This is a genomic window from Aquipseudomonas alcaligenes (genome assembly GCF_003205495.1).
GTDB classification, from domain to species: domain Bacteria; phylum Pseudomonadota; class Gammaproteobacteria; order Pseudomonadales; family Pseudomonadaceae; genus Aquipseudomonas; species Aquipseudomonas alcaligenes_B.
Genome location: NZ_QJRX01000014.1, coordinates 1 through 25,549, shown reverse-complemented (window position 1 = coordinate 25,549; position 25,549 = coordinate 1). Strand labels below are relative to the sequence as shown.

Sequence of the window (25,549 nt, the reverse complement as noted above, 5' to 3'; positions counted from 1 at the left end):
CTCCGCGCTACTCGTCTTCTTCGCGGTCGTCGCTGGCATCGTCAGGCTTCTCCTGGTTGGTTGGTGTTGGTTCAGCGAGCAGCCCCATTTCTCGGAGCTGCTGCTCCTCTTGAGCGAGCTCCTCGAAAACCTCGTCGGGGTCGTCGCCGTTGAGGCGGATGTAGTGGCTGCGCGACTTGATCCGGCCGCTGACGCTTTCGCGCGAGGCCTTCGAGTCCTTCAATGGGTCGACCCAATCCCAGCCGCGGGCCTGCCATTCCTGGTCGCTGCAGCGGGGCAGATCGCGCGGGGCGATCTTGATCGCGCCCTTGAGCAAGGCGCAGTTGAACCACTCCTCGCCCATGCGCTCGAGCAGCTCGCTGATCACGAGCTCCTGGCAGCACTTGTAGAAGTCGCGCTCGTCCAGCTCGCCAGAGCGCAGCGAGGAGAAGCTGACGCCCTCCAGGTCGTTGGCCAGGCGGTTGTAGCTCGGCCCCAGGCCAGCGGCACCGCCGCGCAGGGTGTCCTTCACGAACGGGGCGTAGTCGCTACCGGGCGAGGCGTTCTGGTGCGGCTTGTAGGTCAGGCCGTAGGGCAGCACCTTGGTGGTGCCGGCCTCGACCTCCTCGACCACGTCGACGTCGCCCGTCTCGTCGTCGGGCGGATCCAGCCACTCGGCGTCCTGCTCGTAGAAGCCGGTGATCTTGGCCGCGTGCTCGGCCTTGACCAGGGTCGCCGAGCGAAACTCGCCCAGGTGATGAATGTCCACGGCCGCGGCGTGCGTCCAGGTGAAGCCGCGCGACTGATGCGGCCGCCAGGGGTCGAAGGTGTGGATCAGCTCGCTCGCCGGGATCCGCTCGTAGCGCTCCTCGGCGCGGCGCAGGATGTCGCCCGGGTGGTCGTTAAGCATCCAGTACGCGACCGGGCGCTCCCACTCGTCGATCTCGACGCCCATCCTGATGCGGTTGCCGTTGTCGAGCAGCTGGTTAAGGTTCAGATCGAGGCGGTCGGCCTCGAGGATCTGCAGGGCGAAGCCCCAGCGGTTTGGCCAATTGCGCACCAGGCGCACGAGCACCTCGCCATCGCGCGCCAGGGTCTCGAGCCAGAGCCAGGAGAAGGTCACGTAGCTATAGCGGCCGGTGACGTCGAAGACGCCCTTCTTGCAGAATTTCCGCCATTCCTTTTCGATCAGTCGGCGCGTGACGCGGTCGGGCTTGCCGTCTGGCAGCAGCGCCTTGGATTGCAGGCGGATGCCGTAGGGGCCGATCACGTTCTGGCGCAACAGGCGATAGAAGCGCTTGAGGTAGGAGGTGTTGATCGACTGCTCGCGGGCGCGCTGTCGCAGCGTCTCGTGGTCGGCGTAGATCACCTGGTCAGCATCGGCACCGCTCGAGCGGCCCGACCAGGCTTTCGCCAGGCGGCCACCGCCGGCCATCTTGAAGCCGCGGCGACGCCCCACTTGCGGCTCGACGCGCTCAGCGGGCGGCGTAGGGGCACCGCCCAGGCCGAGAAAGCGGCCCAGGGCTTTAAACGGTTGCATAGGCTACCCCATGGACAATTTGACCACTCGGCCGGTCGGCCAGCGGCGGTTCTTTTCGCGCATCAGCTCGCGCCGGTACTTGCTGCGCAGGGCATCGAGGCGCTCGATGGGGATCCGGTCGAGCCGCAGGCCGTCGATCTCATAGCTCTGCTGGTCTTTCGGGATCCGCTTCTCGAGCGCGGCCTCGATCAGCGCGAGCATTCGCTCGGCATGGCTGCGCACGTCGTAGGGTTCAGCCGTCGCCAGGTTGGGCGAGACCTCGAGGCGGCCGGTGGCCACCGTCTTGCGCGTGTCGCCGCGCTCGACGAACGCGGCCCAGCGGTACGCACCAGGCGACCACGCCGCGGTATCAGCGGCCGTGGCCTCGATCCGGTAAGGCTCGGCGGCAATCGCCTCGAGCACGTACTGCGCCGGGCCGATCAGGGCGTAGAACAGTCGCCAGCCATCGGCCGCCGGATAGCCCGGCACGGCGCGTTCCCAGGCGACAGAGTCGCCCGCGTGCAGTTGTGTCGGTTCCATAGGGTTGCCTCAGCCGCCGGCGATCACCGCCGGGGCTTTCTGATGATGTTGAAGCGAGACTTGGCCTTGGCTTTTGGCGCGTCAGCCTTGCGCGTCGGCGCGGGCTTGGCGGGCTTATCCTCAACCTCGGCGGGCGCACTAGGCGGCATTACCGGCTCGGGATCTGCAGCTGGTGACGGATCCGCCACCTCGGCGGGCAAGCGCTCGGCCATCGGGCCGGCCTTGATCGCCTCGCGCAGCTGCGCCTTGGTCAGCTGGCCCGCCTTGCGGCGGTGCAGCTTGGCGTGCATGGCCAGGACGTATTGCATGGCCTCGCAGTCGAGGTAGTGGTTTTCGCCCACCTGGTCGAACTTGCCCTCAGACTCGCGCCACTCCTCGCCGACCAGCTGCTTGCAGTAGTCGTCGGTGACCTGCTGATGCAGCAGCCACCAGCCTGGGCGCGTGTCAGGGCGACCGAAACGGCTATGCACCCAGCGCTTGGCCAGGGGCGAGTCGAACGCCCAGCGGGCGTCGCCACGCTTGCGGGTCTTGCCCTTGCGGTCGACCTCGACCACTTCCTTTCGGAATGGCTTGTCGAGGCGTTCGCGACCGCGCAGGGCCATGGCCCGGCCCTTGTGCTCGTTGATAAAGCGGTAGACCTGGTCGTCGCGGTAGCCGATGTCGATGCCGGTCTGGTTGATCGGATGGCCGTCGTAGTCGGTGTCGATCAGCTCGCTGAGCTGCTCCCATACCGCGTCCTGGTCAGTCTCGCCCCACAGCTCGCCGTGCTCGAGGAGCATCGAGCCGAGGGCTGCGTACCAGGCACGAATGACGTACACCAGGCGATTCTTCTGCACGTCGATAGTGCAGAAAATCCGCAACGGCTCGAGCAGCAGCTCGGCGGCGGCGTAGCCGTAGCACTGGGCGCGTACCTCCTCCCAGCTCGGGGCGTCGCCCGCTTCTGAGTAGCACTCGCCAAACCCAGTGTTAAACACCGCCTGCAGGCGCGCCGGATCGCCGAAAACCTGAGCCCCCAACAGCTTCTTGGCCAGGAATCCGTAGGACTTCTTGACCGCAAAGGAGCACAGGCCAGAGACCCAAATCGAGTAGTGCGTAAAGCCCGCGGTGTCAGCCTCGCCACGAATCGCGCCGGCCTTGGTGACCGACTCGCCCGGGGCGACAGCGACGCCACGCTTGTTCATCCAGGGCCGCCACTTGTCCTCGATCATGCAGCCGGTCGACGGACAGGTCAGCCGGGCATGCTTGAAGGCCTCGTCGGGCGTGCATTCTTCGGCCGAGCCCTTGCCAGGCCACCACAGCAGATCCGACCAGGGCACGAAGTACTCGCCGCAATGCGGGCACGGTACCGCCCACTCGTGGCGGGTACCGCTTTGCCAGAGCTGCCAGACCTTCGAGCTGATCGCCCGCTTTTCACCTGGCACCCAATGCCACAGGCCGGTGCGAGGATCCGCGCGGCGCGTAACCTTGCCGCCCGTTGGCGTCGCGGTGTAGCCGATCTTCGAGTCGGCGTAGGCGTCGCCCCGCGCCTCGATGATCTCGGTCGTGTCGCCTTCGCTGGTGTTTACGATCCGGTCGACCTCGTCGACCATCACCAGGCCGGCAGAGTCGGCGGCGAGCTCAGTCGGCGAGCCGGCCCAGGCGAAGCGAAACTTGGTACCGGCCAGCCACTTGGTCATTTTCGTGCTGATGCCCTGGTCGTACTTCTTCCAGAGCGAGGCGCACTCGCGAAACATGGCCATAAACTTGGGCTCGACCGTGCTGTCGATCAGCGGCTTGGTCGGGGCCACGTACAGGCAGGGCGTAGGATCCTCGTCGAGCCGGTGGCCGATGATGTTCTCCATCGTCACCGACTTGCCCATCTGCGTTCCCATGACGAAGGTCACCCGGGAGAAACAGGGCTGGGCAAACGCCCAGGCAACCGGGCGCATGTAGGGGTTGGCGTCAGGGTTAAACGGCCCAGGGATCGGCGCGCTCGGGGGCATGATTCGCTTTTCGCGTGCCCACTCGTCGCTAGTCCTCGGCGGTGGCGCACTCACCATCGCCGCGACGAAGTGAATCGAGCTCACCAACTTCTGCAGCGAAACAGCGTGCGCGATGTTCGAGCCGTTCGGCTGTAGCCGCTCGAATACGCCGCGTTTCCTCAAATAGTCGAGCTCGGATTGTGGCAGGGTCATCGAGCACCGCCAGGTCAGAGGCGCAACGGCTTGGCAGCGAGTCGAGCTGGGTCGCATAGACCGCCGCGATGCTGGTCGCCAGGGTTATTACTGCGTCAATCGGCACAAGCCGGCCGCGTTCTTTGTCGATCTCGATCTGCAGCTTTTCGCGACGGGCACGCTTGAGCAGGCGCTCCTCGGTCGAAGCCGAGCCGGCACCCTCGTCGTCGTCGCCCTCCTCGCCCAGCTCGCGCCGAACTTCTCGAGCGATCAGCCACTCGATGGCGGCCTGGCTGTCGATCTCGACCGCCACACCTCGACCGCCGCCGCCCACCGTTGGCAGGCCCTCGTCGATCAGGTTGGAGATCCAGCGCGGCGACTTGCCGAGCAGGTCGGCCAGGTCTTTCTTGCTGATGATCTTGGCCATAGGGGAGAAAGGACTAAGGGCGAAAGGTACAAAAGACCAAAGGCGAAAAAGTCCTTTTAGACTTCTGCCCTTTGGGCTTTCCGTGAATAGGGTCGAGGCCTAGCCGAACCTGGCCGCGAGGTCAGTCGGGCGATGCAGGCCGGCAGGCCTCGAGATAGGAAGAACGGACTCGATTCGCGAAACCAAACACGCGCGAGGCCCGCGAGTTTCACACCCGTGAAGGGGGAGGGGCCGTGGGAGTACCTAAACCGCTGCGCCGGTCGAGCCTTCGACCTTCGAGGCATTGCAGATCGAGCACGGACGAACCGACTCGCTCGGGTCGAGCTCGACGATGCGGCCAGGGGTAGCGCCGCATGCACCAGTGCAGGCAGCACCAACGCAGCAAGGGCGTGGCGGCGCATCGACCTGGTGCAGCGCAACGAACGGAACGGCCGAGGTTGCCCACACGTCGGCCAGCTCGGGCGGCATGTTGGCTGCAACCTCGAGCACCTGGTCGAGACCACCGAACTCCTGCAGGTCGAGCAGGTTGCGCTTCAAGCGATAGCCCTCGAGCTCCCACAGTTGATTGCGCGCCGCATCCTTCGCACGGGAGATCGCGCGATTGCGCCCGACCATCTCGTCGAAGTTCTCAGCACTGGCAGCGCCCGCCTTGCCGATGGCCACCACGAAGTTGCCAGGGCCGATAGCCGCGGCCACCGTCACGGTGGTGCCGGGGATCACATAGGTGTGGAAGCTCAGCCGGCTGACCAGCTCGTCGATCTGCTCGGGCAGCACGCGCGGGGCCGTCAGGCCCTTGGCCAGGATCTGCGCCTCGAGGGCCTTGTCTTGTTCGCTTGGGGTCATGGGCGGGCCTTTCGGTTGAGGTTGAAGCGCTTGAGCTCACCGAGCGCGGCGCGATTCGCATCGCGGCGAGTGCGATAGAGCGGACAGTCTTGGGCGATGTATGCGACCAGCTCAGGGCGCAGGCGGTACGGATACCACTCGCCCTCTGCGGGCCAGTATCCGGCGGCGCGGCTGGTTACCAGGTACTCCTGCACCACTGGGCGCGGGAGAGGGGTCGAATGATCGACCCAGGCGACAAAAAACGTCTTGCCGGCGCGCAGATCACCGAGGCGGAACGTGCGGCGCTTCATTGCCCAGCCCCTTGCGTGATCGCCTGGTGCTCGAGCAGGTACGCCTGCAGCTGCTTTAGCTGCTCGGCGTTTGCGTGGCAGGCGGTGTAGTTGCCGGCGACGGTGCCTGTGACGGCAGAGAGTGCAACGCCCGAGGGGGCTTCATCAGCAGCGCCGGCAGATCCAGGGGCTGGCAGGCCTGCCGCGACTGCGTCGTGCAACCGGACAAAGCCAACAGGGACAGGGCAAGCGCGATCAGCAGCTTCGGATACATAGACAGGCACCTCTTTAATGATGGTCTGGCCGCGCTTCTCGATCACTTGCACGCGGTCGACGTATTCAGTGACAACGCGGTCGCGCACGGTGCCGAGCGCACGGCCCTGGTCGAAGGCCTGGCGCAGCTGCTCGTGCTCGAGCGCCTTCGCGTTGGCCTGCTCGTGGCTTGCGCCTTGAGTCCAGCCCAGGGCGTAGACCAGACCAGCGATCACCAGGAGGGCGGCGAGGGCGATGATTCTCGACTTCATAAGCGCACCAGATAGACAGAGCGTTGCAGTTCGCGGCGTATGGGGATGCCGCGGCAGTTGTTTTTCGGTTCTCGACAGTCGCGGCCGGCAACGAACATCCAGCGGCCGAACTGCTGCGCGGCGAGCTCGTGCATGCCGGCCTTGGCCAGCTGCAGCAGAGTCGACCGGGCTAGCGCGCCGATGCCCACGTTGTAGGCAAAGTCGGCAAGCGCGATCTTGGAGAACAACGGAGCGTCAGGCGCGGCGCGCATGACGTAGTCGACCGCCTGGCCAAGGTCAGCATGCAGATAGGCCTCGCACTGCTCAGGCGTGGCCACGTCGCCGGGCCTGACGCCTTTCGTGTGGCCGGTGCAGATCGTCCAGACGCCGCCGGTGTCGGGGTAGGCCTCGTAGACCGTGCCCTCCATTTCCGGCGTCATCACCACCAGGGCGGCCATGATCGCGGCGCGCTCAACAGGACGCGGCAGGGCGGTCTCGTTGACCGTGAAGCCGGCAGCGGCGAGCGTCAGCGTCACCGCGGCGATCATTCGCTTAATCAGCGTCATCGACCGCCCCCTCGCAGGGCTTGCCCCGCGCGCGCAGCATCTTGATCAGCGGAAAGATCCAGCGCCGCCCGACTAGGTCGACCAGCAGCGCAAGGTAATACAGCACAGGGATCGCTAGCGCCCAGGTCTGCAGGGTCACGCCGTAGAGCATGAAACCGGCTGCGCCTGGTATCAGCTTTGCGCCCTCGACAGCGCCCAACTCGGCAAGCGGCTGCAGGTTGTTGGCCATCGAGAAGCCTCCAGAAATAGAAAACCCCGCACGGGGCGGGGCTGGTGAATTGCAGGCCGAGGCCTGCACGAGGAGAGAAGGGGCCACCCGCAGGCGGCCAAGTAGAGGGCTTACATACAGGCCTCCGGGGTCAGCGAGTAACGGAAACGAAAAAGCCCGCCAAGAGGCGGGCTTTAGTCGTTTGTATCGCAGAGTGGTTAAAGTACCCCGTGCGCCCTTACTTTTGCAAGGGGTCATTTGCACATTTTCGCAAAAGGCCGGTTTGGCAAAGGCACTTTTGGTTATTGGTACAATTGACCTCGACCAGATCGGCGTCTTGTTTGCGCACGATGTTGACGAAGCCCGCCGGCTCGCGCGACAAGTAGCAGTCCGGCTCCTCGCGAACCAGCGCCACCACCTGGCCGACCAGGCCCGCATACCACATATGCGGGTCGCAACAGCTGGTGATAAGCAGCGCGCGGGCCTTCACCGCGTCGCCCTAGCCCAGCCGGCGCGAGCGCCCTCGATGGTTGCATAGCCATGGTCGACGAAGTCGCAGCCAGCACAGCGCGAGCCCCACTTGGCGGCGCTGATGAAGAAGCGCGGCGGCGTCTTAGCCCTGCAGGTATGCGGCGGCAGATCCGCGTCGTTGACAAGCTGCCAGCTGGAAAGGGCGCGAGCCTCGCTTGGCGTTGCCTCGCCGCGGTTATTGCAGACCGGGCAGATCCACATCACCAGGTCACCATCTGGCTGACGACGAAGCTCAGGCGGCACCTGGCAATGGATGCAGAGAATCAAAGCGCCCTCACCGTTTCGACCAGCGCGGCGCGACGATCAGCGAGAGCGCGCTGCCGACCGACGAGCGCATCGTGAATATCGCCGGCCGTGATGAATACGCCGCCAGACCCCAAAACATTGACCTCCATATCGGGCTTAGCCAGCATTTGATCAACCGCGCGGGATTCCCTGTCGCACTTGCGCAGCTCCTCGAGCAGCTCCTCCAGCTTTTCCACGTTCATCGGTTGCCCTCATTGGTTGTCGTATTCAGCCAGCACCGCCCGCAAGGCCTCCTCGTCGAGCGCCTGCAGGCCGTTGACCAGGGCCTGCCACCGCGGCCGCCAGTGCTGGTCGTAGTTGCTCGTTTTCACGCCCAGGAGCTCGGCCAGGCGCGCAGCCTGGTACAGCTCCTGGCCGTTGTTCGCGTAGCGCTTGCCGTGCTGCACCGCCAGGTGCGCCAGGCCCTTGAGCTTCTGCAGGGTCTTGCCCTGCAGCTTGCCGAATACAGGCGCTACCCGCGCCCACAGCTCGACCACCGCGCCGGCCTCGTCGGCCCAGTCTTGAGAATCGGCGTAGGCATAGCGCAGCCAGTGGCGGTAGGCCGGGGCCTGGGCGGCAACGATCCGCACCAGGCGCGCATCGTCGAAGGCGGACGGCGGCAACGGGTCAGAGCTGGCCTTTTTCTTGCGGGTCTCGCTGACAGTCACGCGGGTGGTATCCCTGGCCAGGCTGGCCACGTAATCGAGAGGGAGACGCCGAGCGGGGCCGCCCTCGGCTGGGCACTCGGCCAGCTCGGCAGCACGCCAGCGCGGGAAGGCGTCGCGGGTGCAACTGGTGTCGAAGGCCCCGACCAGCTTCTGCTCAGGCCTGTCGTCGCGGTAATCGCCCGGGGCCAGATAGGCGAACATCAGGCGCTCGCGCAGCCACTGCAGATCCTGCAGGGTGACGGCTGGCTTGCGCGGGCGCACCTTGAGCACGCGCGCTTCGCTTTTCTCGTCCACGAGCGCGGCCCAGTATTCAACCGCCGGCGCAGCCGGCGCGGTGTGGCGAATTTCAAGGGCAAAGGTCACTGATAGACCCTCCTGGCCAAGCAAGGGATGCCAGCGCAGACCGAGCAGCGGCGCGCAGCGGCATAGATCGCCAGGCGGGCCTTGTCGATGTCGCGGCCACAGCCCAGGCAAAACGGCCGAGGCCTCGAGGCCGAGCGCAGCTCGGCGTCGATCAGCTCAGCCAATGCCACCGCATCGGCCTGGCTCAGCTCCAGAGGCGCAGCCTCAAGCGTCAGCATCAGCAACCACCTGGCGTGACGGCGGGGCGATCAGTTGCGCAAAGGCGTGACCGTCACGCGCTGCCAGAGCCGCAGCGCCATGCAACAACAGGGTGATGGCCTCCTCGGCCGCCTGGGGGCCGTCGAAGCCACCCGCGGCGATCACCTGGTTAAGCGCCTTCACCGTGCCGGCGTACAGCTCGAGCGGCACCTTGACCGCCTCGGCTCTAAGCGCGGCCTGGGCCGCAGCAGCCCGCTGCTTGCGCTTGCGCAGTCGAGCCAGGCGGCGCTCGCGGTCTTCTTTCGTCTCGCCCGCCGGCGGCATGTGGTCGAGCAGATCCTCGGCCGCGGGTACCGGGTCGCCGTTCTGAGTAGCCAGGCGCAGAGCGGCCATATCAGCGGCCCCCGATCTTGCCGAGCACCAGCAGCGGCAACGGGCGGCCGGTGCCGGTCGATACGGCGATCATTTCGTTAACCATTGCAGCGACTGCCTCGGCCCCCTCGCGTAGCATCTTGTCGACAGCTACGGGATCGTCGGTGCGGTCATAGCGCCCGTTGTGCGAAGGTGTGGCCGCGGCGATGAAGTCGCCCAGCTCGCGAGTGACTTCGCCCAGGCGCGCCTGGGTGGCCTCGAGAGAAACGCCGCCGACAAACTCAGGCAGGCGCACGTCAAAGCAGCCGGCCATGGCCAGCAGCTCGTGGCGCGCTGCGCGCTGGTAGTCTTCGGGCAGGCAACCCAACCAGACCCACTTCCACTCGAGCGGGAAAGGCTGGGTGCCGTGGAAAATGCGAGAAACGCGCGTGCCCCAGGCTTTACGGCCGCGCAGGTACTCGTTGACGTCGTCAGGGTCGCCGGCAAGTTCAACCAAGCCAGCAGCCGAAAGGGCCGGGGCGAGGCGGTCGTTAGCGAAACGCTCGACCGACCACTCCGAGTTGGTAAACCAGCGGCTAGTCTGATCAACAACGATGTCGCGCTCAGTTCGCATAGCACGTTCCTTCTCGAAAGTGGTCGCATGTGGGGTTACCCACATTCTCAACATTTAGAGAAAAAACGCAATTAGATTTCTATATCTAGAGTGCCAATGCGCGGCATATCGAAGGACAATAAACAACGGATTGAGGAGAGAGATTGAATGTCACGTGACTATCGGATAGGGGCCGCCATACGGAAACGGCGGCAAGCCCTTGGCTGGGGCCTACAACGGCTTATCGAAACGTCCGGGGGCGATATGTCCACCGGCTACCTATCGACCCTAGAAACAACGGACGTGGCCCCGAGCGTTTATGTGGCCGACAGCCTGGCCAAAGCCCTGGGCACTACAGTCGACACGCTGCTGCGCGAGGCAAAGGATCCAGACGCCACCAGCGCGCCGGGCGAGCATGCCCAGCGGGTGCCGGTCATACCCTGGGAACTGGCCGCAGAATGGGCGCGAAACCCTGACGCCAAGCGCTTGCCGGGTGGTACCTGCTGGGTCATACCCAACGAAACACCGCCGGGCCGAGTGTTCGGCCTGGTCGTGCGCGACGAGCTCATGCAGGCCCCGACGGGCGTCAGCTTCCCGCGCGGTTACACCATATTCGTCGACCCCATGCGCAAGGCGGTACCGGGCGATTTCATCATCGGCCACCTGGGCGACCCGACCGCGCCCGTGTTCAAAAAGCTGACCAAAGACGGCGCACTGTTCTACCTGCGCGCACTCAACCCACAGTTTCCGATGCAACAGGTTGGTGATACTTTCGAGGTTGTCGCGGTGGTCGTCGGCGTTCGGGCGACCTTCGACAAAGGGGATGTTCTATAAAAAGAGTCCGCCGGGCTTCAATATTTAGAGAAGACGGCTTATAGTCGCGGGCACTTAACCCGCTACTAACATTGATTTTGCAAGGGCCAGAAAAGGAAAAGGCCGGGGGGCTTTAGCAACCCACCGGCCTTCACGATTGACGGCACCTACAACGAGGCACCTAAACCGAGCACAAGCGTTTGATCTGTTTTGCGGGCAGACAAACGAAAAACACCGAACTTGGCAGTTCAGTGCTCAGTTTAGACCCCGTTGGTGGTGCGTCAATCGTTTGTACCTTTTCGCCTTTGTACTTTTGGCCAAAGGGACAAAATGACAAACGCACCAAAGGGCACCGGGCTTGCTGGCTTCTATCAAGAGCGTTTCGGCTCTGACCCATACGCGCTAGTCGACTACTTCTACGACCAGATCTCCGACGCCGCGGCCGATGCCTACGTCGACTGGTCTTCAATCTGCAACGCCATCCACTACAACGGCGAGCGGTTGAAGAAGTACTCGAAGGTCAAGATCAAGGCCACCGACGCCAAATACAACGGCAAGGTGATGGCCTGGGGCGACATCAAGACCGCCCGCGGTACCGACAAGCTCGAGCCCTTCGACTACCCCTTCCTGACCTTCTCGAACAACGCCACCAACCCCAGCACCTGGTCGGGCTTTGCCGCCCTGGTCGAGCTGTACGAACGCGAGGGCGGCAAGCTCTCCGACGCCCGCCACGATCAGTGGAAACAGCAGCAGGAGCAGCGCCGCGCAGAGCGCGAGGCGCGCAAGCTCGAGGACGAACGTCGGGCACGCGAAAAGGCCGAGCGGATCCACGGCGAGCGCATGGCCTACGAGCGCGCATGGTTGACCGGCGAGGCGGCCAGCTTCCACTACGAACACGGCGACCAGATCCGCCAGGGCACGGTCGAGGTGCTCGGCGACGAGGACGGCACCGCGGCCTACTTCCAGGCGAAGCAGATCAGCGACATCGCGTCACGCTTCAAAATGCTGCGTATGCGTGACCGTCACGGTGTATTTACAGCCGTTCCAATGCACGACATCGACGGCAACTTCCTGGGCCTGCAGCGCCTCTATGACGACAAGAAGCTCCAGGGCACCGGCGTTAAAATGGATGGCGCGCACTGCGTCTTCGGTGATCTCGAGACCGCCAAGCGCCGCTACTCGGCCGAGGGCTTCGCCACTGGCGCAAGCATCTACCTGGCCGAGATCGAGGCGGGCAAGGGCGACGAAGTCGCCGTCGTGGTTACCTTCAACGTCGACAACCTGGTCAAGGTGCTGCGCGCCTACGCCAAGCGCTACCCGGCCTGGCGTTTCCACAACGCCGCCGACAACGACCAATGGAAAGACGGCAACGCCGGCATGCTGGCCGCGCTCGAGATCCATCGCGAGCTGAAACACCCGGCCACCGTTCCAAACTTCGAGGCCGCCGACGAGCTGCTCGGCTGCAGCGCCCAGCAAATTGCCGAGCTCAGAGCGCAAAACCGGGCACCCGTTGTTGGGTTCAGCGCCGAGGAGCTGGCCGCGTTTAAGGCCGCGCGCAAAGGGCCGACCGACTGGAACGACTACCACGTCGCCTTCGGCCTCAAGGCCACCGCCAAGGCGCTGCGCGCCAACGCCAACGCCTTCAAATCCTCAAAGGATTGGTTCGAGTTCTGCCTCGAGCGCCTGCCCTACAGCGGCAAGCGCCTGGGCGAGAAGAACGCCATGGCCGCAATTGCGGCCGGCATGATGCTTTCGCCGATCAAATACAGCTATGACCAGGTCGTCGCCGCGGTCTTCTCCAGGTTGCCGGAGGGGCTCGACACTACCGCCCGTTTCAAGATCCGCAGCCGCGCCCACTGGCTGGCCAAGCAAAAACTGCAGCAGGCCAAACAGCTGCGCGGCTTCTCCGTTGCAGCGCTGGCACGCCCCAACGTCCAGCACCTCAAGATCGACGGCGTGCGCGCTGAGCACGGCGGCATCATCCTGCCGGAACACATGGCCGCCCTGGTCGAATCGCTGCAGGGCGTCATCATCGTGCGCGCACCGATGGGCTCGGGCAAAACCGAGAAGCTGATCGCGCCACTGATGAAGGCCTCGAGCAAGGCCGCCTACGTCGCCCACCGGATCTCGCTGCTCGATGACGCCGCCGCACGCCTTGGCGTCGAGCACTACAAGCAAGTTTTCGCCTGGCAGATGCCGCACGTCTCGCACCTTGCCTGCTGCGTCAACAGCCTGACCAAGCCGATGTTCTACAACGCCGAGGAGCGCAGCTGGTTTACCACCCTCGAGACGCTGTGCATCGACGAAGCCAGCCAGGTGCTGCGCCACACCACCACCGGGCCGGTCGAAGGCCGGGTCAAGGTCATGGATGCGCTGATCGACGCCGTCGGGGCCGCCGAGCGCGTGCTGCTCTGCGACGCCGACGCCAACGACAGCCTGATCGAGTTCTGCGAGCTCGCGCGACCTGGTCAAACCATCACCGTGCTCGAGGTCAGCGGATCCGCCGAGCACGTCCGCATCGACCACACCGACGACGAAAGCGCCTGGCAGCTGGCCATCGAGCAGGTCAAAGCAGGCAAGCGCATTCTGGTGGCCAACGACTCGGCCGAGTCCGCCAAGAAAATGGCCGCGCTGATCGAGGCCATGGTCGAGCAGGGCAAAATCGCCCCCGTGCGCATGCTCCTGGTGCATGCCGACAGCAAGGCCGACCAGGATGTCGAGGCCTTCCTCTGCAACCCCAACGCCGAGGCCACCAAGTACGACGTGCTGATCTACAGCCCGGCGATCAGCTCGGGCGTATCCATGACCACGCCCCACTTCGACGCCCACTTCGGCCTGTTCAGCGGCAACACCGTCGGCCCATCCGACGCCATCCAGATGCTGCGCCGCGACCGCACCGCCCGCCGCTATATCGTCGGCATCGGCCACGCCAGCGTGCAACGCGAAACCGACCGCGAGCGGATCTGGCGCGGCCACATGAAAGCCGACGAGGTCGCCTGCGAGTTCGAGGAGACCAGCGACGAGATCATCCTGCGCCGCCGCAAGACGGCCTTCGACCACCTCTACCTGACCACCGTCACCGCCGAGAACAAGGCGCGCAACAACTTCGCCAACAACCTGCTGCTGATGCTGTACGCCGAGGGCTACAACGTCCAGCGCCTCGATGTCGGCAGCATGGGCTTCGACCAGGACGATCTGACCAAGGCCTCGCGCAGCAACCGCAAAGCGGCGGGCGTGATCGTCTTCGACAAGCGCATGGATCTGATCGACAGCGTCGAAACGCCAGACGAGGAGCAGTACCTCAAGCTCAGTCGGCAGGAGGTGCGCAGCGAATCGGAAAGCGCCCAGCTCGACCGCTACCACATGGAGCACCAGCTCGGCGTCGACGAGATCACCGCCGACGACGTCGCCTTCTACGACGACCGCGGTATCGCCAAGGTGGTGGCCATGGAGCTGCTGCAGGCTGACGAGGAGCACGCCAGGGCCTACGACAAGGCCCAGCGCAAGGCTAGGGTCACCCTGACCCTGCACCGCTGGAAAACGCCCGCCCACGCGATCCTGTGCCGCGTCTTCGAGATCCTCGGCGTCGACCGTTTCACGGGAGAGGGCGAGTTCGGTTCTGACCAGGCCCGCAAGGTGCTCGAGTACCTCACCAGCAGCGACGACCAGGTCGAGCTGTACAACGCCCTCAAGCTCGGCCGCTACATCCCCAGCACCAGCGCCCGCCTGTGCCCCACCACAGTGGTTAAGTCGATTTTCGACCGCCTCGGCCTGGCCCTGCAGAAGCGCAAGACGAACGGTGCCCACCTGTTCAGCGTCAACGCTGATAATTGGCAGTTCATCATGGCTTATTGCCAGCGCCGTGCGGCCAAGAATGTCCACTCGCTGACCACTCACGACCACGAAGCCACCCACCAGCCCAAGCTCGCGCCAGAGCCAGATGCTGCGCCACAGCCCGCGCCACACGCGGCCGCCAGCGGTAGGGATACTTTGCAGTGTGATGGTAAGAGCGACAGTGGAAACTATCCCTTGACCGTGCGCGAGAAGATCTTCGCCGTTGCTTCTCGCTTAGCCCCACCCCTCGGTATCTCGTTGTCGCGATTCGTCGGGGCGCTGACGCCGGAGGTGGCGCTGGGGCTGGCCAAGCCAGGCGCAGAGCAGAGCAGCAGCTTGCGGCACACGCTTGCATATGCCGCCAAGCTGCTACGATCTTAGCGCTGTGATACTGTACGTTTAACCAGTGGTTGGCTAAACAACAAGGGGAGGGAAGTACCTTGCAATGTCGTGAGAAAATGGACAGAGCGTCCGCCAAGCTGAGCCGCGCCAGGTCGGCGCTTATGTTGGCCTTGAAGGCCGGCCCGGAAGCATCAAAGGGCGAGCTGCTCGATGCGATCAGCGCCGCCCTTGATCATGTTGACGCCGCAGATGCGGCCCTGGGAGAGGATGAAATTCGAAGTGTGCGGCCGGGGCCTTTGGCCCCGGCTGTCGAGCAGGGTCACCCGCGGTTGGTGGTTGCCGCTGCAGCTTGTAACGCCTCGTAAGCCTCCTCGCGGTTGCGCCCGGTACCGCTGGCCACTACAACGCCATTGACCCGCGCCACCGCAACCCACCGCCCCTCGGCCTCCTCTGTCACCCTGACACGTGGTCGAGCTTTGGCAACCTCAACCGGAACCACCGGCGCAATATCTTCGACAGGCCGGCCGGCCGTGGCCAAGGCCTCGGCGGCCAGGTCGAGATACTCCTTAATCACCGGCCGGTAGCTGCCGACGTTGGTCGCGATAGCCTTCTGCGAGATCCTCGCGTCGGGCGCAGTCTTGACCGTCTCCTTCACCCACCGGTGGATCTTCTGCAGCGCCTCGCGCCCTGCGATCTGCTCGTGCTCGTCCAGCGCCTCGAGCGCCTCGAGGCGGCTAGCGTATTTGCTGGCGGTCGCCGCCGGCTTCGCCGGCGCGGTGTAATCGATCTTGAAGGCCTTGTAGCTCTCCTGGGTGTCCATATCCTCGTGGCCCAGCATCTCGCGCCAGAAGACCGTCTCGTTGACCTTGGCCCAGCGCGGGTCGCGGGCGAAGTGCAGCTCGAACACGACCCGCGCCCACAGTGCCCGGCTGTCCTTGAATACGCGCTCCTGGTTGCCGAACACGCGCTTGGCCAGGGTGTTTAGGGTCTTGGCCACTCGCCGGTTCACCTCGGTATTGTCCAGGTGCTGCAGCTCGAGCACCTCGGGCATGGCCCGCAACTTGGCGAAGGCCTCGAGCACCAGGTCGGCTTTCAGCAGGGTGTAGATCCGGTAGCTCTCGCCATAGTCAACGCCCCCGCGGCGCTTGGCCTGGCCCGAGAACTCGAGCTCGAACTCGCCGACCTTCTCGAAGCGCCCCAGCTTGAGGATCTCGATTTCTCGCCGGCCGGTGGCCAGCGCCAGCCCCAGCGCCAGGTGGGAGAAGAACGGCACCGACAAGCCGTCGGCGCGGATCTCGCTCGCGCTCAGCAGCTCGCTGATCTTGTCGACCAGCCAGTGGTAGTTGATCGAGACGGTGTTGGTGGCGCGCTGCTCGAGGGTCTCGACGGCATCCGTGGCCAGCTGCGCCTTGGTCGCCGCCGGCAGGGTCAGGTGGCGCATGATCTCGTGGTCGAGCTTCATACCCTTGACCGCCTCGAAGGCGTCGTCGTCGCGATCCTGGCGCGCCTGGGCCAGCAGGTCGCGGTGCGCCATGCGCAGCGCGGTGATGTCCTGCAGGTCGGCCATGGCCAGCAGCTGCTCGGCATAGCGCGGGTGGTGGCGCGCCAGGCGCTCGCAGGTCTCCTCGATGGCGTGGTGCCGCCAGTTCTGCTCGGTCACCGCCTTGCGAACGGTGGTCAAGTAGCGGCGGTAGCTCGAGGCCTTGAGCTTGTCCGTTTCCTTGCGGCGGCGATCCTCATACAGCTTATTTTTAAGCCGGTCGGCCAGCCGCGCCAGGCGCTTGGTCTTGTCGCCGCGGCTCAGGCTGTCGTCGGCGTCGATGGCCTTGACGTCCTTTATCAGCTGCTCGATCAGCGGCTGCAGCTCGACCTTCTGCCGCGTCGCGCCCCCGTAATTGCCAAAGCTAACCCGCTCGCGCTGGTCGATAGCCTCGGCCGCATTGCCGGCCTCGGCGCGCACCTGGTCAACCGCTGCGTCTTTTGTTGCTGCCTTCTTAGCCATGGTTGCCTCCTGTTTGGCATTCACCTTAAACCCTAGCGCGCATTCTATACCTGTCAACCATACACCGCAAGCCCTACACCATAATCATATACACCTTAAGCCATAAGGCAAGACGCTGCACAGTAGGGGATAGGGCCAAGGGTGCATGCACCCGTGCCCCATTCTATACGTATAGAATGGGGCATGGGTGCATGCACCCTTGGCCCTGCTATGTGCTAGGGCTTGGGGTGCATGTTGTCGCAGGGCTTGGGGTGTATGGATGCGCACAAATATACACCTTTAGCCCTTAATGCTTGAGGGATAGCAAGGCGTGAGAACGGCGCGCAGTCGCTGGCAATGGATAGCAGCAGGCAAGGGGCGACAAGTTGAAAAACTGCGCGAGGGCGGCCATGCACCATAAGGACGGCGCGTTGCGCCTGCTTGTTTATGGCGCGGGAAACCCGCGCCGGCTGGGGCTTCCAGACTAGGCAGAAAGGACGGGCCATTGCGGGCGGACAATGTCGGCGCTATCGCGCCGGCTGTTTTTTCTCTTTTGTACTTTTGGCCCGTTGTACTTTTTCACCAAAGCACCTATATTGTGCCCACACCAACAACCGAGGAGGGCGCGGCCATGGCTGCAAAGGTAATTTCAGTGCTCAACCAGAAAGGGGGCTCGTCTAAGACGACCACCGCCACCAACCTGGCCAGCTGCCTGGCCGTAAAGCATGGATTCAAGGTGCTGCTAGTCGACCTAAACCATGATCAGTCGTCAGCGACCGACTGGGCGGCATCCCGGGCAGAAGTCGAAGGCGACCCAGGCCTGATACCGGTCATTGCCATGGGCAAGAACGTGGCACGCGATCTGCCGCGGGTCTCCGGGGGCTATGACTTCGTGATAATCGACGGCATCCCGACCATCGACGAGATAACCGCGGCGTCGATCAAGGCCGCCGACCTGGCTCTAATCCCCATACAGCCGAGCCAGTACGACATATGGGCCACGGTTGACCTGGTGCAGCTGGTGAAAGACCGGCGCGAGCTCACCGACGGCCAGCCGGAAGCGCGCCTGCTGATCACTCGCGCAGTCCAGGGCACACGCATCGAGCGCAACGCCGCCGAGGCGCTCGAGGGCTTCGAGCTGCCGATCATGCAAGCCAAGACCCACCACCGCGTCGACTATGTCGAAGGCGTCGGCCAGGGCCTTAGCGTTATGGATCTGCCAGCCGACAACAAAGCGCGCCTCGAGGTTGAGGCGATCACCGACGAGCTGCTCGAGGTGCTGAAAGCATGAAAGCAGAAAAGCCAAGCATCGTTCGCCCCAGCGCCGTGCGGCCCACGGTAAGCACTGCAGACCGCGAGCACGTCGAGAAGGCGCGCCGCGCTGTAGTGGCCGACGCTGACGAGAAGCAGCTCAAGGTGCTGGCCGCGCCGAAATACCACAAGGGCATGGCCGAGCTAAAGAACATGACCACCGACGGCGTGCCGGTTAAGCACCTGCTGCTCGAGGCTATCGAGGATCTGTTCGAGAAGTACGGGCGGGGCGAGGGGCGGTTCAAGGTTGACGACGTGCCCGAGCTGCGCCGCCGGCTTGAATCGCTGATGAAGTGAAGAAACAGCCCGGCAGCGGCGGCAACCGCTAACCGGGCCAGACACATAGACCTTGGAGGGTTCCGAATATGTCCGCACGCGACTATACCACCGCGGCAAGCCTGCCGCTGCACCTGGCGCGAGATCCGCGCTATCGCGACCTGGTGCGCCAATTCGCCGAGCAACAGTGCCTGACGGCCTGGCACGGCATCCTGCGCATGATCGGGGAGGCCGCCTGATGAGCATCACAGAGAACGTATCCAGCGCCATCGAGCCCGAGGATCTGCACCGCGTCCGCGCCATCGCCGCGGCCATCCTCGAGCACCAGGGCTTCCAGGCAAGCGAACTGCTCGACCTGGTCGTCAGGGAGCAACCCGTGGCGCACAAGGCGACCAGCGCCCGCGCCGGCGGGCTGGTCAGCACCAACAGCGGCAGCATTGCGCGAGCCACCGCGGCCGTCGAGCTGGCCGCGGTGATCGTCAACTACCTGCGCGAGGAGTTCGAGATCCCAGGCGTCGACCACGAGCTCCTGCGCGCGCTGCAGCGGGAGGCCAACCTATGAGCCGCAACGCATCCAGCCCCGCCGAGCAGCTGCTCGGCTTGCTGTTCAGCGCCGGGGCGGCCCTAGTGGCCAGCCTGGTGCTGCTGTACCGCATCGCCTGCGCGAGCCTGCAGGATCCAGAGACCAGCGAAGACCAGGAGCAACCATGATCCAGACCAAACCCAAAGCCTGCAGGGAATGCGGCAGCGAGTCGCTGACATGGCAGACCCACTATCGCACACACCTTGGCTGCGCCGTCCAGGAGGGGCGATTGAGAACCAGCGAGGTCGAGTGCCTTTTCGTGCTCGGCTGCGACGAGTGCAGCGAGACCCTTCGCACCATCAGCGCCGACAAGGTGGCCGAGCTGATGAACGCGAGTCGAGACGACCAGGAGGCGGCCGACGCGAGACGCTACCGCAAGCTGCTGCAGGCCGGCCTGCGATTCATGGCCGGCGGCGTGCTCCACAAGACCAAGGCCGAGACCGACGCGGCCATCGACGCGCTGCCAGATCCGCTAAAGGTCGGCGGCATCGATGTTGTGATCGACAAGACCCTGCCGCCGGGCACCTGGCGCATCAGCGACAGAGGGGAATAGCCATGCGAACCCTGACCATACCCCTCAAGGGCGAATACTTCGACGCGATCAAGGCAGGCACCAAGCCCGAGGAATTTCGCGCGGTGACGCCTTACTGGCGGAAGCGATTAGAAGGCCGAGAGTATGACCGCATCGAGCTGCTGCGCGGCTACCCGCCCCGCGGCGACGTAATCCGCCGACTGGTGCTGCCATGGAAGGGCTACCGCCTGACGACCATCACGCACCCTCACTTCGGGCCGGATCCGGTCGAGGTGTTCGCCATCGACGTGACGCACCGCCCCATGTAGCCCGACCCACAAGCCCGCCCACTCGGCGGGCTTTTTGTTACCCTGCGCGCGCACCACAGAGGAGACGTGCGCGCATGAAAAAGACCCACCTGGTGATCGGCGGCGCGGTAGCGATCGGCATCGGCGCTGCCCTGCTGGCCGACCTGGCCGGAAGCCAAACCCAAGGCCTAGCCAACGCCCACAAGGCGGCCGGCTATGAGCCCAGCTGCGAGACCCTGCAGGAAGCCGGCGAGACCTGGGCGCTGTGCTCAATCGGCCGCGGCGCGCCTGCCGTATGGCTGCAGCGCGGCGAGGCCTGGGCGACCGGCAACGGCGTGGCCCAGGGCGTGACCCAGCGCCTCGAGGCGCGCGGCCCCGGCCCTTATCAGAGCCTGCCGCGGCTGTACGTCGACCGCGAGAAGCCCGTCACCATGCCGCCCGGTGTGCTGGCCAAGCTGTAGCGGATCCAGAAACGAAAAAAGCCCCCACCGCCGCGAGGCAGTGGGGGCTTTTCTTTGGTTACAACTCAGCGCCGAGCGCGCGCAGGCGGCCAGCGGCCACCTGGTGATAGTGCTCGGACAACTCGCAGCCGGCCCAGCCGTAGCCCTCGAGCTCGGCCGCCACCAGAGTGGTGCCAGATCCCGCGAACGGGTCGAGGATCCGGCCGCCGGGCTCGCAGATCCTGACAACCTGGCGCATCAGCTCGGTCGGCTTGCCGGTCATGTGGTGCTTATCGACCTGGCGCACAGGCTCGCGAATCACCCCGGGCAGCACGGGCACCTTGCGGTCGAGCGGCATACCGCCCTTGCTACCCCATACCACGTACTCGGCTTGATTACGGAAGCGGCCCAGCTGGGGCCGCACGCCCTCGGTTTTGTCCCATGGCAGGATTCCGCGCCAGGTAAAGCCGGCGGCCTGCAGGGCGTCAGTAGTCAACGGCAGCTGACGCCAGTCGGTGAACAGGCAAACCGGCGAGCCCTCTTTCAGAAGGCGGTAACACTCCGAAAGCCAGAGCGTCATCCAGTAGCCGTGCGAGCGCTGGTCGCGGTTCTCACCCTCGAAGTCGTGATAGGCCAGCTTTTGACCGCCCTGCACATACTTGGTAGACGCCGACTGCTGGCGCGAGCCCATGTGAATGCCGCCGCTCGAGTAGGGCGGGTCGGTGATCAGTGCGTCGAAGGTGCCGGCCTCGAGGCCGGAAAGGATCTGCAGCGAGTCGCCGCGGTACAGGGCGTTACGGGTGTTGGTGTTGGTCATTTTCCACAGCCTTTAAGGGCCGCTCGAGGCGGTCGGCTGGGAGGCTCGAGGCCTTCAAATGGTTCAAGGTGCCGCAACGTGGGCACTTGATCTGGATCTCGGCACCGTGGCCGATTTTGGCGAGGAGGCGCTCACAGCCCCCACAGCGTATTGGATTAAGCATTCTGCTAAGCCTTTGATTCTGCTAGGCTCGCCGCCGCTCTCGAGAGCGCGGGGGCCTTGGCTGGCTTGCAGGCATGGTCTGCAGGTTGGTACCAGGTCGAGCCGTTCCCGCGGCCCGGCCTGGTGCCCTCGTTTACTCTTGGCGGCCGTCTGGATAGGTCGCCTCGAGGGTGCAGCGGTAGCTTTGCTGGCGCGATCCGCTGGCGGTCACCTTGTCGATTGACCAGGTGCCACGCATGAAACTGGGCCAGCTGTCATCGAGCTCGAGCAGCCCCTCGGCGCTTAGCGCCGGATTGCCTGGGCAATCAATCCGCAGCTTTGCCGCCTCGCGCTGCGTCTTGCGCTGCTCGCCCTCGGCCGCGGCCTTCGCCTCGGCTTCGTTCTGGTAACGCTGGCGCACCGTCTTGAACGGCCCCTCGCCCACTTCCACCACGCATTCCTTGCCCGCGCTGCCGTCCCACCAGGTGGTCTTGCAGCCCTTGAAGCGCACGCGGCTGTCCTGGTCGATGCTCGCCGCAATAAAGGCGCGCTCGCCCGGGCGGTTGTCCTTGGTCACCGACAGCGTCACCGGTGGCAGGGTCTTGCCGCTCAGCGTCTTGACCTGGCCCCGACGGGCCAGCACGTAGAGGTCATTGACCGGCTTTGTCACCGCGTCATAGCGGCGCGCGAGCCGGGTCAGAAAGCCCATGTCCGTTTCGTTCGACTGGTCGATGTGGGCGATTGGTATCGCGTCCAGCTCGGGGGCCACGCGCGGCGAGAAGCCGTGCTTGGTGGTCAGCTGGCGGAATACCTGGCCGAGCGTGGTCATGGCGTAGCTGGCCGAGCGCCGGGCCTTGAAGCCGGTCTCGTCCTTCACCTTGAAGGGCGCAGCGGTGGCCACGATCAGCAGCAGGGCCGGGAACAGTTGGGGCGTGGTGCGCGTGACGACAAACTCGCCCTTGTCCACCAGGCCCGTTTCCTTGTAACCGACCCGCAGCCCCACCTTGCCGTCGACGCTGGGCAAGCCGTCGAGGCCCTCGATGTTCACCGTTAGCTTGAGGGTGTCCGACTCGACGCCCGCGGCGTCGACGTGCTCCCAGTCAACCAGGCGCGCATTGATCAGGGCGGCATTGCTGCCGTAGATCTCGACCGCTGGCGTGTATCCGATAGCCATGCACCCTCCTTAATCCCAAGCGGTAAGCGGTGCAGCCTGGGCCGGCTTGCTGGCCAGCTCGGGCAGGTTCACCCATAAGCCAGCCGGCAGGGCCGGGCCATGCTCAGCCAGGCCAGGGTTGACCAACCACAAGGCCTCCTCGGCCTCGTCGTCAGAGCGCCCCAGCTCGCGAAAGAGCAGCACGTTTGCCGTATCACCGGCGATGGTTCTAACCCGTCGCATTGACGAACTCCTGCAGCTCAAGCGTCCACGACAGGAGCGTCGCGGTACCGTCGTCGATCACCCGCTCCTGGTCTTCGCTCACGGCGTCGATTCGCCAGCGCCCCCACACCCGGCCGACGCCGTCGACCAGGGTGTAGGGCTGGCGCGCGTCGGCCATGGCGCGCAGCTCGTCGAGCTTGGCCATGCCAGCCGCCAGTTGGGCCTTGCCGCTCAGCCGCAGCGACTCCAGGCCCTGGCCAGTGTTGTGCGACATCGGCTTGCTGCTGATGATGTCCAGGTCTACCCAGCCGCCCGTGGTCTTGCGCGCGAGGCGCTCATACGGGAAGCCAGAGGCGAGGCCGAACACGAACTCGCCCAGGGCCATCTGCTGTCGCATCAGTCGCTCCCATCAGTCAGAGACGCGCCACGCCGAACGGCGAGCGGGTCGGCCATCATCAGCGGCACAAAGTCGCCGCGCATTTTCGCCATCACCTGGTTGGCCAGCGCTTCGCTGGTTGCATGGTCGGCACCGTTGACTTGGATCTGAGGCGCGAAAGTGATCTGCCGGTTGTCCGCATTGGTCACCGCGGCCGCGACCTCGTCAGGGCTGCGCAGCCGGTCAACCGCCGAGCCGGCCATGCCGCCCAGCGCGCCGCCCGCTTCGCTGCCCAACCACGCGCCAAGCGCACCGCCGAGCAGGCCGCCGATGGCGGTGCCAACAAGCGGCACCACAGAGCCAATGGCCGCGCCTGCAGCAGCGCCGGCCCACATGCCGCCCATGCCGCCAGCGGTAGCGCCGAGCGAGCCGCCGACGTCTTCGCCGGTCGAGTCGTCATCCATCACCACCTGGGCGAGATCCACCGCGCCGGCCGCCAGCATCAGCGCGCCGCCCGCCTTCACGCCCAGGCCGCCACCGCGGCCAGCTCGACCACCACGGCCGCCACGCCCGCCGCGGCCACCGACTGCAGGGCCACCACCGCCAACGCCCAGGCGGGCCATGGCAGCGTTCAAGCGCATGACCGCAGCGTCGGCCGTCATCGCCGTGCGCGCGGTGTTCGCGTCCAGCTTGACGCGCGCCAGGCCGGCCTTGTTGAACGCCTGGCCGACCAGCAGCCCGGCAAACTTGAGGCCCAGCGCCCCGACCTTCATCGCGGCCAGCGCGCCACCGGCGACGGCAATGCCGGCCGTGACGTTGGGGAAGGTCTCAGCCGCCCAGCTCAGCCCGTCGACCAGGGCACCCAAGGGCACCAGGACGGCGTCGAGCGCGGGTAGCATCGCGGTACCGACCAACGTCGAGAGGCGCGTCAGCTTGGCCACAAAGCCATTCCAGCCAGCGCGCGAAGTGCTGGCCACGCCCTCGGCCTCTTTCATCATCGAGCCGGCGCGGTCGGCCCCGTTGGCCACCAGGCCGAAAGCCCGGTCAACCTCCTCGAGGTTGGCCAGCAGCGGCATGATCGCGCCTATCGACTCAGAGCCGAACAGCTGGGTGGCAAGCGCCGATTGCTCCTCCTCGGGCGCTGCTTTCAGCGCCTCGAGCACCGTCTTGATGGTGGCCGGGGCGTTCTGTTGCATGCCCAGGGCCAGCTCCTCGGGATCGAAGCCGAGCTCCTCCCAGGTCTCGCGCTGGCCCTTGGTTGCTGCCTTGCCCTTGGTCAGCGCGCCGAGGAAGTTCTTAAACCCGGTACCGGCGATTTCCTTCTCGGTGCCCGGGTTGAGGAACGCCGCCGACAGCGCGGCGCTCTGCTCAGGCGCAAGGCCCGAGGCGCTACCGATAGCGCCGTAGCGCTTGACCACCGCCGCGATGTCAGCCGGCGTGGCGTTGAACTTGTTGCCCAGGTGGTTGGTGGCGTTGGCCAGATCGAGCGTGCCGCCGCGGTCGAGCTTCATCGAGGCCCGCCAGCCGGCCATGGTCTCGCCGGCCGTCTGCGCGTCGATGTCGAAGGCAGCGCCCATGATCGCCGCGTCGCGGGTGAAGTCCATCACCGCCCGCTGCTTGCCCTCGCTGGTTTTCTCGTCGCCGCCGATATTCGACTGCCCGGCGGCGTACTGGATCTTGGCCAGATCCACCGCGGTGATGCCGGCCGAGGAGATCAGCCGATCACTGGCCAGGCGCAGATTCTCCTGCGCCATCGCCTCGCGCTGGCCTTCGCCAAAGTTAATGACCTTGGCCACGTCGGCCATGGCCACTTCGAGGTTCATCGCCTGGTCAACCGGCTTAGCGGCCAGGTAACCGATGGCGGCCGTCTCGAGCATCTGCCCGCGCAGATCAGCCCGCGCCCCGCGGTTTTCGTCGACGCGGCCCTGGGCGGTGCGCACGGCATCGAGCCGGGCGCGCTGCGACTGCAGGGCGGCGTTGGCTTGTTCCGTGGCACTCTCGAGGCGTTTCTGCTCGGCGGCCAACTGGCCAGTGTCCACACCGGCCTTGGTCAACTCGGCCTGCAGGCCCTTGAGCTGGTTACGCTCAGCCCGCTGCGCCGCTTCCAGGGTGCGTAGGCTGGCGGTGTTCTTGTCCTGCGCGCCGTCCAGGCGCTTGACCTCGGTCGTGGCGCTGGCCAGCTCGCGGCCGAGCCGGTTCTGCTCGACGCGCGCGGCCTTCACCTGGGCCGTGGTGGCCTCGGTTGCGCCCTCCAGGGCCTTGGCCGATGCCGCGGCCTGGGCATATTCCTGCTCGAGGCGCTGCACCGTCGCCGCGGCGGCCTGGTGCGCCTTGCCCAGGCTGACCTGCTCAACCTTGGCCGCCTGCAGGGCGGTCTTGGTCTTGTCGAGCTTCTCGGTCAGCTTGGTGTAACCGTCGGCCGAGC

Annotated in this window: 34 protein-coding genes; 10 read left to right on the top strand and 24 right to left on the bottom strand. The window is 65.3% G+C overall.

Annotation, left to right across the window (positions count from 1 at the left end; translation table 11 throughout):
- Positions 1-7: 7 nt before the first annotated feature.
- The 16 genes from DMO17_RS19365 to DMO17_RS19290 all read right to left on the bottom strand — a co-directional run bounded on the left by DMO17_RS19365 (position 8) and on the right by DMO17_RS19290 (position 10,037).
- Entirely contained in the window at positions 8-1,519 is a 1,512-nt protein-coding gene (locus tag DMO17_RS19365; RefSeq protein ID WP_110684117.1) for a phage portal protein, read from the bottom strand.
- 3 nt (positions 1,520-1,522) lie between these two features.
- Positions 1,523-2,038 carry a hypothetical protein gene (locus DMO17_RS19360; protein ID WP_110684115.1) on the bottom strand — a complete coding sequence of 172 codons (516 nt, stop codon included), beginning with the start codon at positions 2,036-2,038 and terminating at the stop codon, positions 1,523-1,525.
- A 23-nt stretch (positions 2,039-2,061) separates the two neighbouring features.
- Positions 2,062-4,020, bottom strand: coding sequence for a terminase gpA endonuclease subunit (locus DMO17_RS19355; protein WP_110684114.1), 1,959 nt, complete (start codon positions 4,018-4,020; stop codon positions 2,062-2,064).
- Between the two features lie 28 nt (positions 4,021-4,048).
- Positions 4,049-4,618, bottom strand: a complete 570-nt coding sequence (locus tag DMO17_RS19920) for a terminase small subunit (RefSeq protein WP_110684113.1) — start codon at positions 4,616-4,618, stop codon at positions 4,049-4,051.
- 243 nt (positions 4,619-4,861) lie between these two features.
- On the bottom strand, positions 4,862-5,461 hold the full coding sequence (locus DMO17_RS19345; protein WP_110684112.1) for a Gp49 family protein: 600 nt from the start codon (positions 5,459-5,461) through the stop codon (positions 4,862-4,864).
- Positions 5,458-5,751 (bottom strand): hypothetical protein, encoded by a 294-nt coding sequence (locus tag DMO17_RS19340; RefSeq protein WP_110684111.1) that lies wholly within the window; start codon positions 5,749-5,751, stop codon positions 5,458-5,460. Before DMO17_RS19340 ends, DMO17_RS19345 begins: the two co-directional genes overlap by 4 nt.
- The gene (locus tag DMO17_RS19335; protein WP_110684110.1) at positions 5,748-6,254 is read right to left on the bottom strand and encodes a hypothetical protein; all 507 of its coding nucleotides are present in this window, start codon (positions 6,252-6,254) and stop codon (positions 5,748-5,750) included. Before DMO17_RS19335 ends, DMO17_RS19340 begins: the two co-directional genes overlap by 4 nt.
- Positions 6,251-6,799 carry a lysozyme gene (locus tag DMO17_RS19330; protein ID WP_110684109.1) on the bottom strand — a complete coding sequence of 183 codons (549 nt, stop codon included), beginning with the start codon at positions 6,797-6,799 and terminating at the stop codon, positions 6,251-6,253. Before DMO17_RS19330 ends, DMO17_RS19335 begins: the two co-directional genes overlap by 4 nt.
- On the bottom strand, positions 6,786-7,028 hold the full coding sequence (locus DMO17_RS19325; RefSeq protein ID WP_110684108.1) for a hypothetical protein: 243 nt from the start codon (positions 7,026-7,028) through the stop codon (positions 6,786-6,788). The genes DMO17_RS19330 and DMO17_RS19325 overlap by 14 nt, the downstream gene beginning before the upstream one ends.
- 217 nt (positions 7,029-7,245) lie before the next feature.
- Positions 7,246-7,497 (bottom strand): hypothetical protein, encoded by a 252-nt coding sequence (locus DMO17_RS19320; protein ID WP_110684107.1) that lies wholly within the window; start codon positions 7,495-7,497, stop codon positions 7,246-7,248.
- Positions 7,494-7,805, bottom strand: a complete 312-nt coding sequence (locus DMO17_RS19315; RefSeq protein ID WP_110684106.1) for a hypothetical protein — start codon at positions 7,803-7,805, stop codon at positions 7,494-7,496. Before DMO17_RS19315 ends, DMO17_RS19320 begins: the two co-directional genes overlap by 4 nt.
- On the bottom strand, positions 7,802-8,026 hold the full coding sequence (locus DMO17_RS19310) for a hypothetical protein (RefSeq protein ID WP_110684105.1): 225 nt from the start codon (positions 8,024-8,026) through the stop codon (positions 7,802-7,804). Before DMO17_RS19310 ends, DMO17_RS19315 begins: the two co-directional genes overlap by 4 nt.
- A 9-nt stretch (positions 8,027-8,035) precedes the next feature.
- A complete protein-coding gene (locus DMO17_RS19305; RefSeq protein WP_110684104.1) occupies positions 8,036-8,854 on the bottom strand; it encodes a bacteriophage antitermination protein Q in 819 nt (272 codons plus the stop codon).
- The gene (locus DMO17_RS19300; protein ID WP_110684103.1) at positions 8,851-9,072 is read right to left on the bottom strand and encodes a hypothetical protein; all 222 of its coding nucleotides are present in this window, start codon (positions 9,070-9,072) and stop codon (positions 8,851-8,853) included. Before DMO17_RS19300 ends, DMO17_RS19305 begins: the two co-directional genes overlap by 4 nt.
- On the bottom strand, positions 9,059-9,445 hold the full coding sequence (locus DMO17_RS19785) for a hypothetical protein (RefSeq protein ID WP_258371582.1): 387 nt from the start codon (positions 9,443-9,445) through the stop codon (positions 9,059-9,061). The genes DMO17_RS19300 and DMO17_RS19785 overlap by 14 nt, the downstream gene beginning before the upstream one ends.
- Position 9,446: 1 nt before the next feature.
- The gene (locus DMO17_RS19290) at positions 9,447-10,037 is read right to left on the bottom strand and encodes a hypothetical protein (RefSeq protein ID WP_110684102.1); all 591 of its coding nucleotides are present in this window, start codon (positions 10,035-10,037) and stop codon (positions 9,447-9,449) included.
- A 243-nt stretch (positions 10,038-10,280) separates the two neighbouring features.
- Between DMO17_RS19290 and DMO17_RS19285 the strand changes: the two genes are divergently transcribed.
- The gene (locus DMO17_RS19285; protein WP_146224943.1) at positions 10,281-10,850 is read left to right on the top strand and encodes a helix-turn-helix domain-containing protein; all 570 of its coding nucleotides are present in this window, start codon (positions 10,281-10,283) and stop codon (positions 10,848-10,850) included.
- A 309-nt stretch (positions 10,851-11,159) separates the two neighbouring features.
- Positions 11,160-15,044: a plasmid replication protein, CyRepA1 family gene (locus tag DMO17_RS19280; protein ID WP_110684100.1), complete on the top strand. Its 3,885-nt coding sequence runs from the start codon at positions 11,160-11,162 to the stop codon at positions 15,042-15,044.
- 152 nt (positions 15,045-15,196) lie between these two features.
- Here the strand turns inward: DMO17_RS19280 and DMO17_RS19915 are convergent, their stop codons facing one another.
- On the bottom strand, positions 15,197-15,328 hold the full coding sequence (locus DMO17_RS19915; RefSeq protein ID WP_258371581.1) for a hypothetical protein: 132 nt from the start codon (positions 15,326-15,328) through the stop codon (positions 15,197-15,199).
- Positions 15,325-17,007 (bottom strand): protelomerase family protein, encoded by a 1,683-nt coding sequence (locus tag DMO17_RS19275; protein ID WP_110684099.1) that lies wholly within the window; start codon positions 17,005-17,007, stop codon positions 15,325-15,327. The genes DMO17_RS19915 and DMO17_RS19275 overlap by 4 nt, the downstream gene beginning before the upstream one ends.
- A gap of 610 nt (positions 17,008-17,617) precedes the next feature.
- Between DMO17_RS19275 and parA the strand changes: the two genes are divergently transcribed.
- From parA to DMO17_RS19245, 8 genes are all read left to right on the top strand, one after another.
- Positions 17,618-18,277: a ParA family partition ATPase gene (parA, locus tag DMO17_RS19270; protein ID WP_110684098.1), complete on the top strand. Its 660-nt coding sequence runs from the start codon at positions 17,618-17,620 to the stop codon at positions 18,275-18,277.
- Positions 18,274-18,594, top strand: a complete 321-nt coding sequence (locus DMO17_RS19265; protein WP_110684097.1) for a hypothetical protein — start codon at positions 18,274-18,276, stop codon at positions 18,592-18,594. Before parA ends, DMO17_RS19265 begins: the two co-directional genes overlap by 4 nt.
- A gap of 68 nt (positions 18,595-18,662) precedes the next feature.
- The gene (locus DMO17_RS19780) at positions 18,663-18,812 is read left to right on the top strand and encodes a hypothetical protein (protein ID WP_152959924.1); all 150 of its coding nucleotides are present in this window, start codon (positions 18,663-18,665) and stop codon (positions 18,810-18,812) included.
- Positions 18,812-19,135, top strand: a complete 324-nt coding sequence (locus tag DMO17_RS19260; protein ID WP_110684096.1) for a hypothetical protein — start codon at positions 18,812-18,814, stop codon at positions 19,133-19,135. Before DMO17_RS19780 ends, DMO17_RS19260 begins: the two co-directional genes overlap by 1 nt.
- Positions 19,132-19,284 carry a hypothetical protein gene (locus DMO17_RS19775; RefSeq protein WP_181418833.1) on the top strand — a complete coding sequence of 51 codons (153 nt, stop codon included), beginning with the start codon at positions 19,132-19,134 and terminating at the stop codon, positions 19,282-19,284. Before DMO17_RS19260 ends, DMO17_RS19775 begins: the two co-directional genes overlap by 4 nt.
- Complete coding sequence (locus DMO17_RS19770) at positions 19,281-19,709, top strand: hypothetical protein (RefSeq protein ID WP_181418832.1); 429 nt, start codon at positions 19,281-19,283, stop codon at positions 19,707-19,709. Before DMO17_RS19775 ends, DMO17_RS19770 begins: the two co-directional genes overlap by 4 nt.
- A gap of 2 nt (positions 19,710-19,711) precedes the next feature.
- On the top strand, positions 19,712-19,996 hold the full coding sequence (locus tag DMO17_RS19250) for an ASCH domain-containing protein (protein ID WP_110684095.1): 285 nt from the start codon (positions 19,712-19,714) through the stop codon (positions 19,994-19,996).
- Between the two features lie 74 nt (positions 19,997-20,070).
- Positions 20,071-20,436 (top strand): hypothetical protein, encoded by a 366-nt coding sequence (locus DMO17_RS19245; protein ID WP_110684094.1) that lies wholly within the window; start codon positions 20,071-20,073, stop codon positions 20,434-20,436.
- Between the two features lie 58 nt (positions 20,437-20,494).
- Here DMO17_RS19245 and DMO17_RS19240 read toward each other — a convergent pair whose 3' ends face one another.
- The 6 genes from DMO17_RS19240 to DMO17_RS19215 form a co-directional block, all read right to left on the bottom strand.
- The gene (locus DMO17_RS19240; RefSeq protein WP_110684093.1) at positions 20,495-21,232 is read right to left on the bottom strand and encodes a DNA-methyltransferase; all 738 of its coding nucleotides are present in this window, start codon (positions 21,230-21,232) and stop codon (positions 20,495-20,497) included.
- Positions 21,210-21,395, bottom strand: coding sequence for a zinc finger domain-containing protein (locus DMO17_RS19235; RefSeq protein ID WP_110684092.1), 186 nt, complete (start codon positions 21,393-21,395; stop codon positions 21,210-21,212). Before DMO17_RS19235 ends, DMO17_RS19240 begins: the two co-directional genes overlap by 23 nt.
- A 132-nt stretch (positions 21,396-21,527) precedes the next feature.
- A complete protein-coding gene (locus tag DMO17_RS19230; protein ID WP_110684091.1) occupies positions 21,528-22,547 on the bottom strand; it encodes a contractile injection system protein, VgrG/Pvc8 family in 1,020 nt (339 codons plus the stop codon).
- A 9-nt stretch (positions 22,548-22,556) separates the two neighbouring features.
- Positions 22,557-22,769: a tail protein X gene (locus DMO17_RS19225; RefSeq protein ID WP_110684090.1), complete on the bottom strand. Its 213-nt coding sequence runs from the start codon at positions 22,767-22,769 to the stop codon at positions 22,557-22,559.
- Positions 22,756-23,145, bottom strand: a complete 390-nt coding sequence (locus DMO17_RS19220; protein WP_110684089.1) for a phage tail protein — start codon at positions 23,143-23,145, stop codon at positions 22,756-22,758. The genes DMO17_RS19225 and DMO17_RS19220 overlap by 14 nt, the downstream gene beginning before the upstream one ends.
- The coding region (locus DMO17_RS19215) for a phage tail tape measure protein (RefSeq protein ID WP_110684088.1) at positions 23,145-25,549 on the bottom strand (2,405 nt) is incomplete at its 5' end. The genes DMO17_RS19215 and DMO17_RS19220, both read right to left, overlap by 1 nt.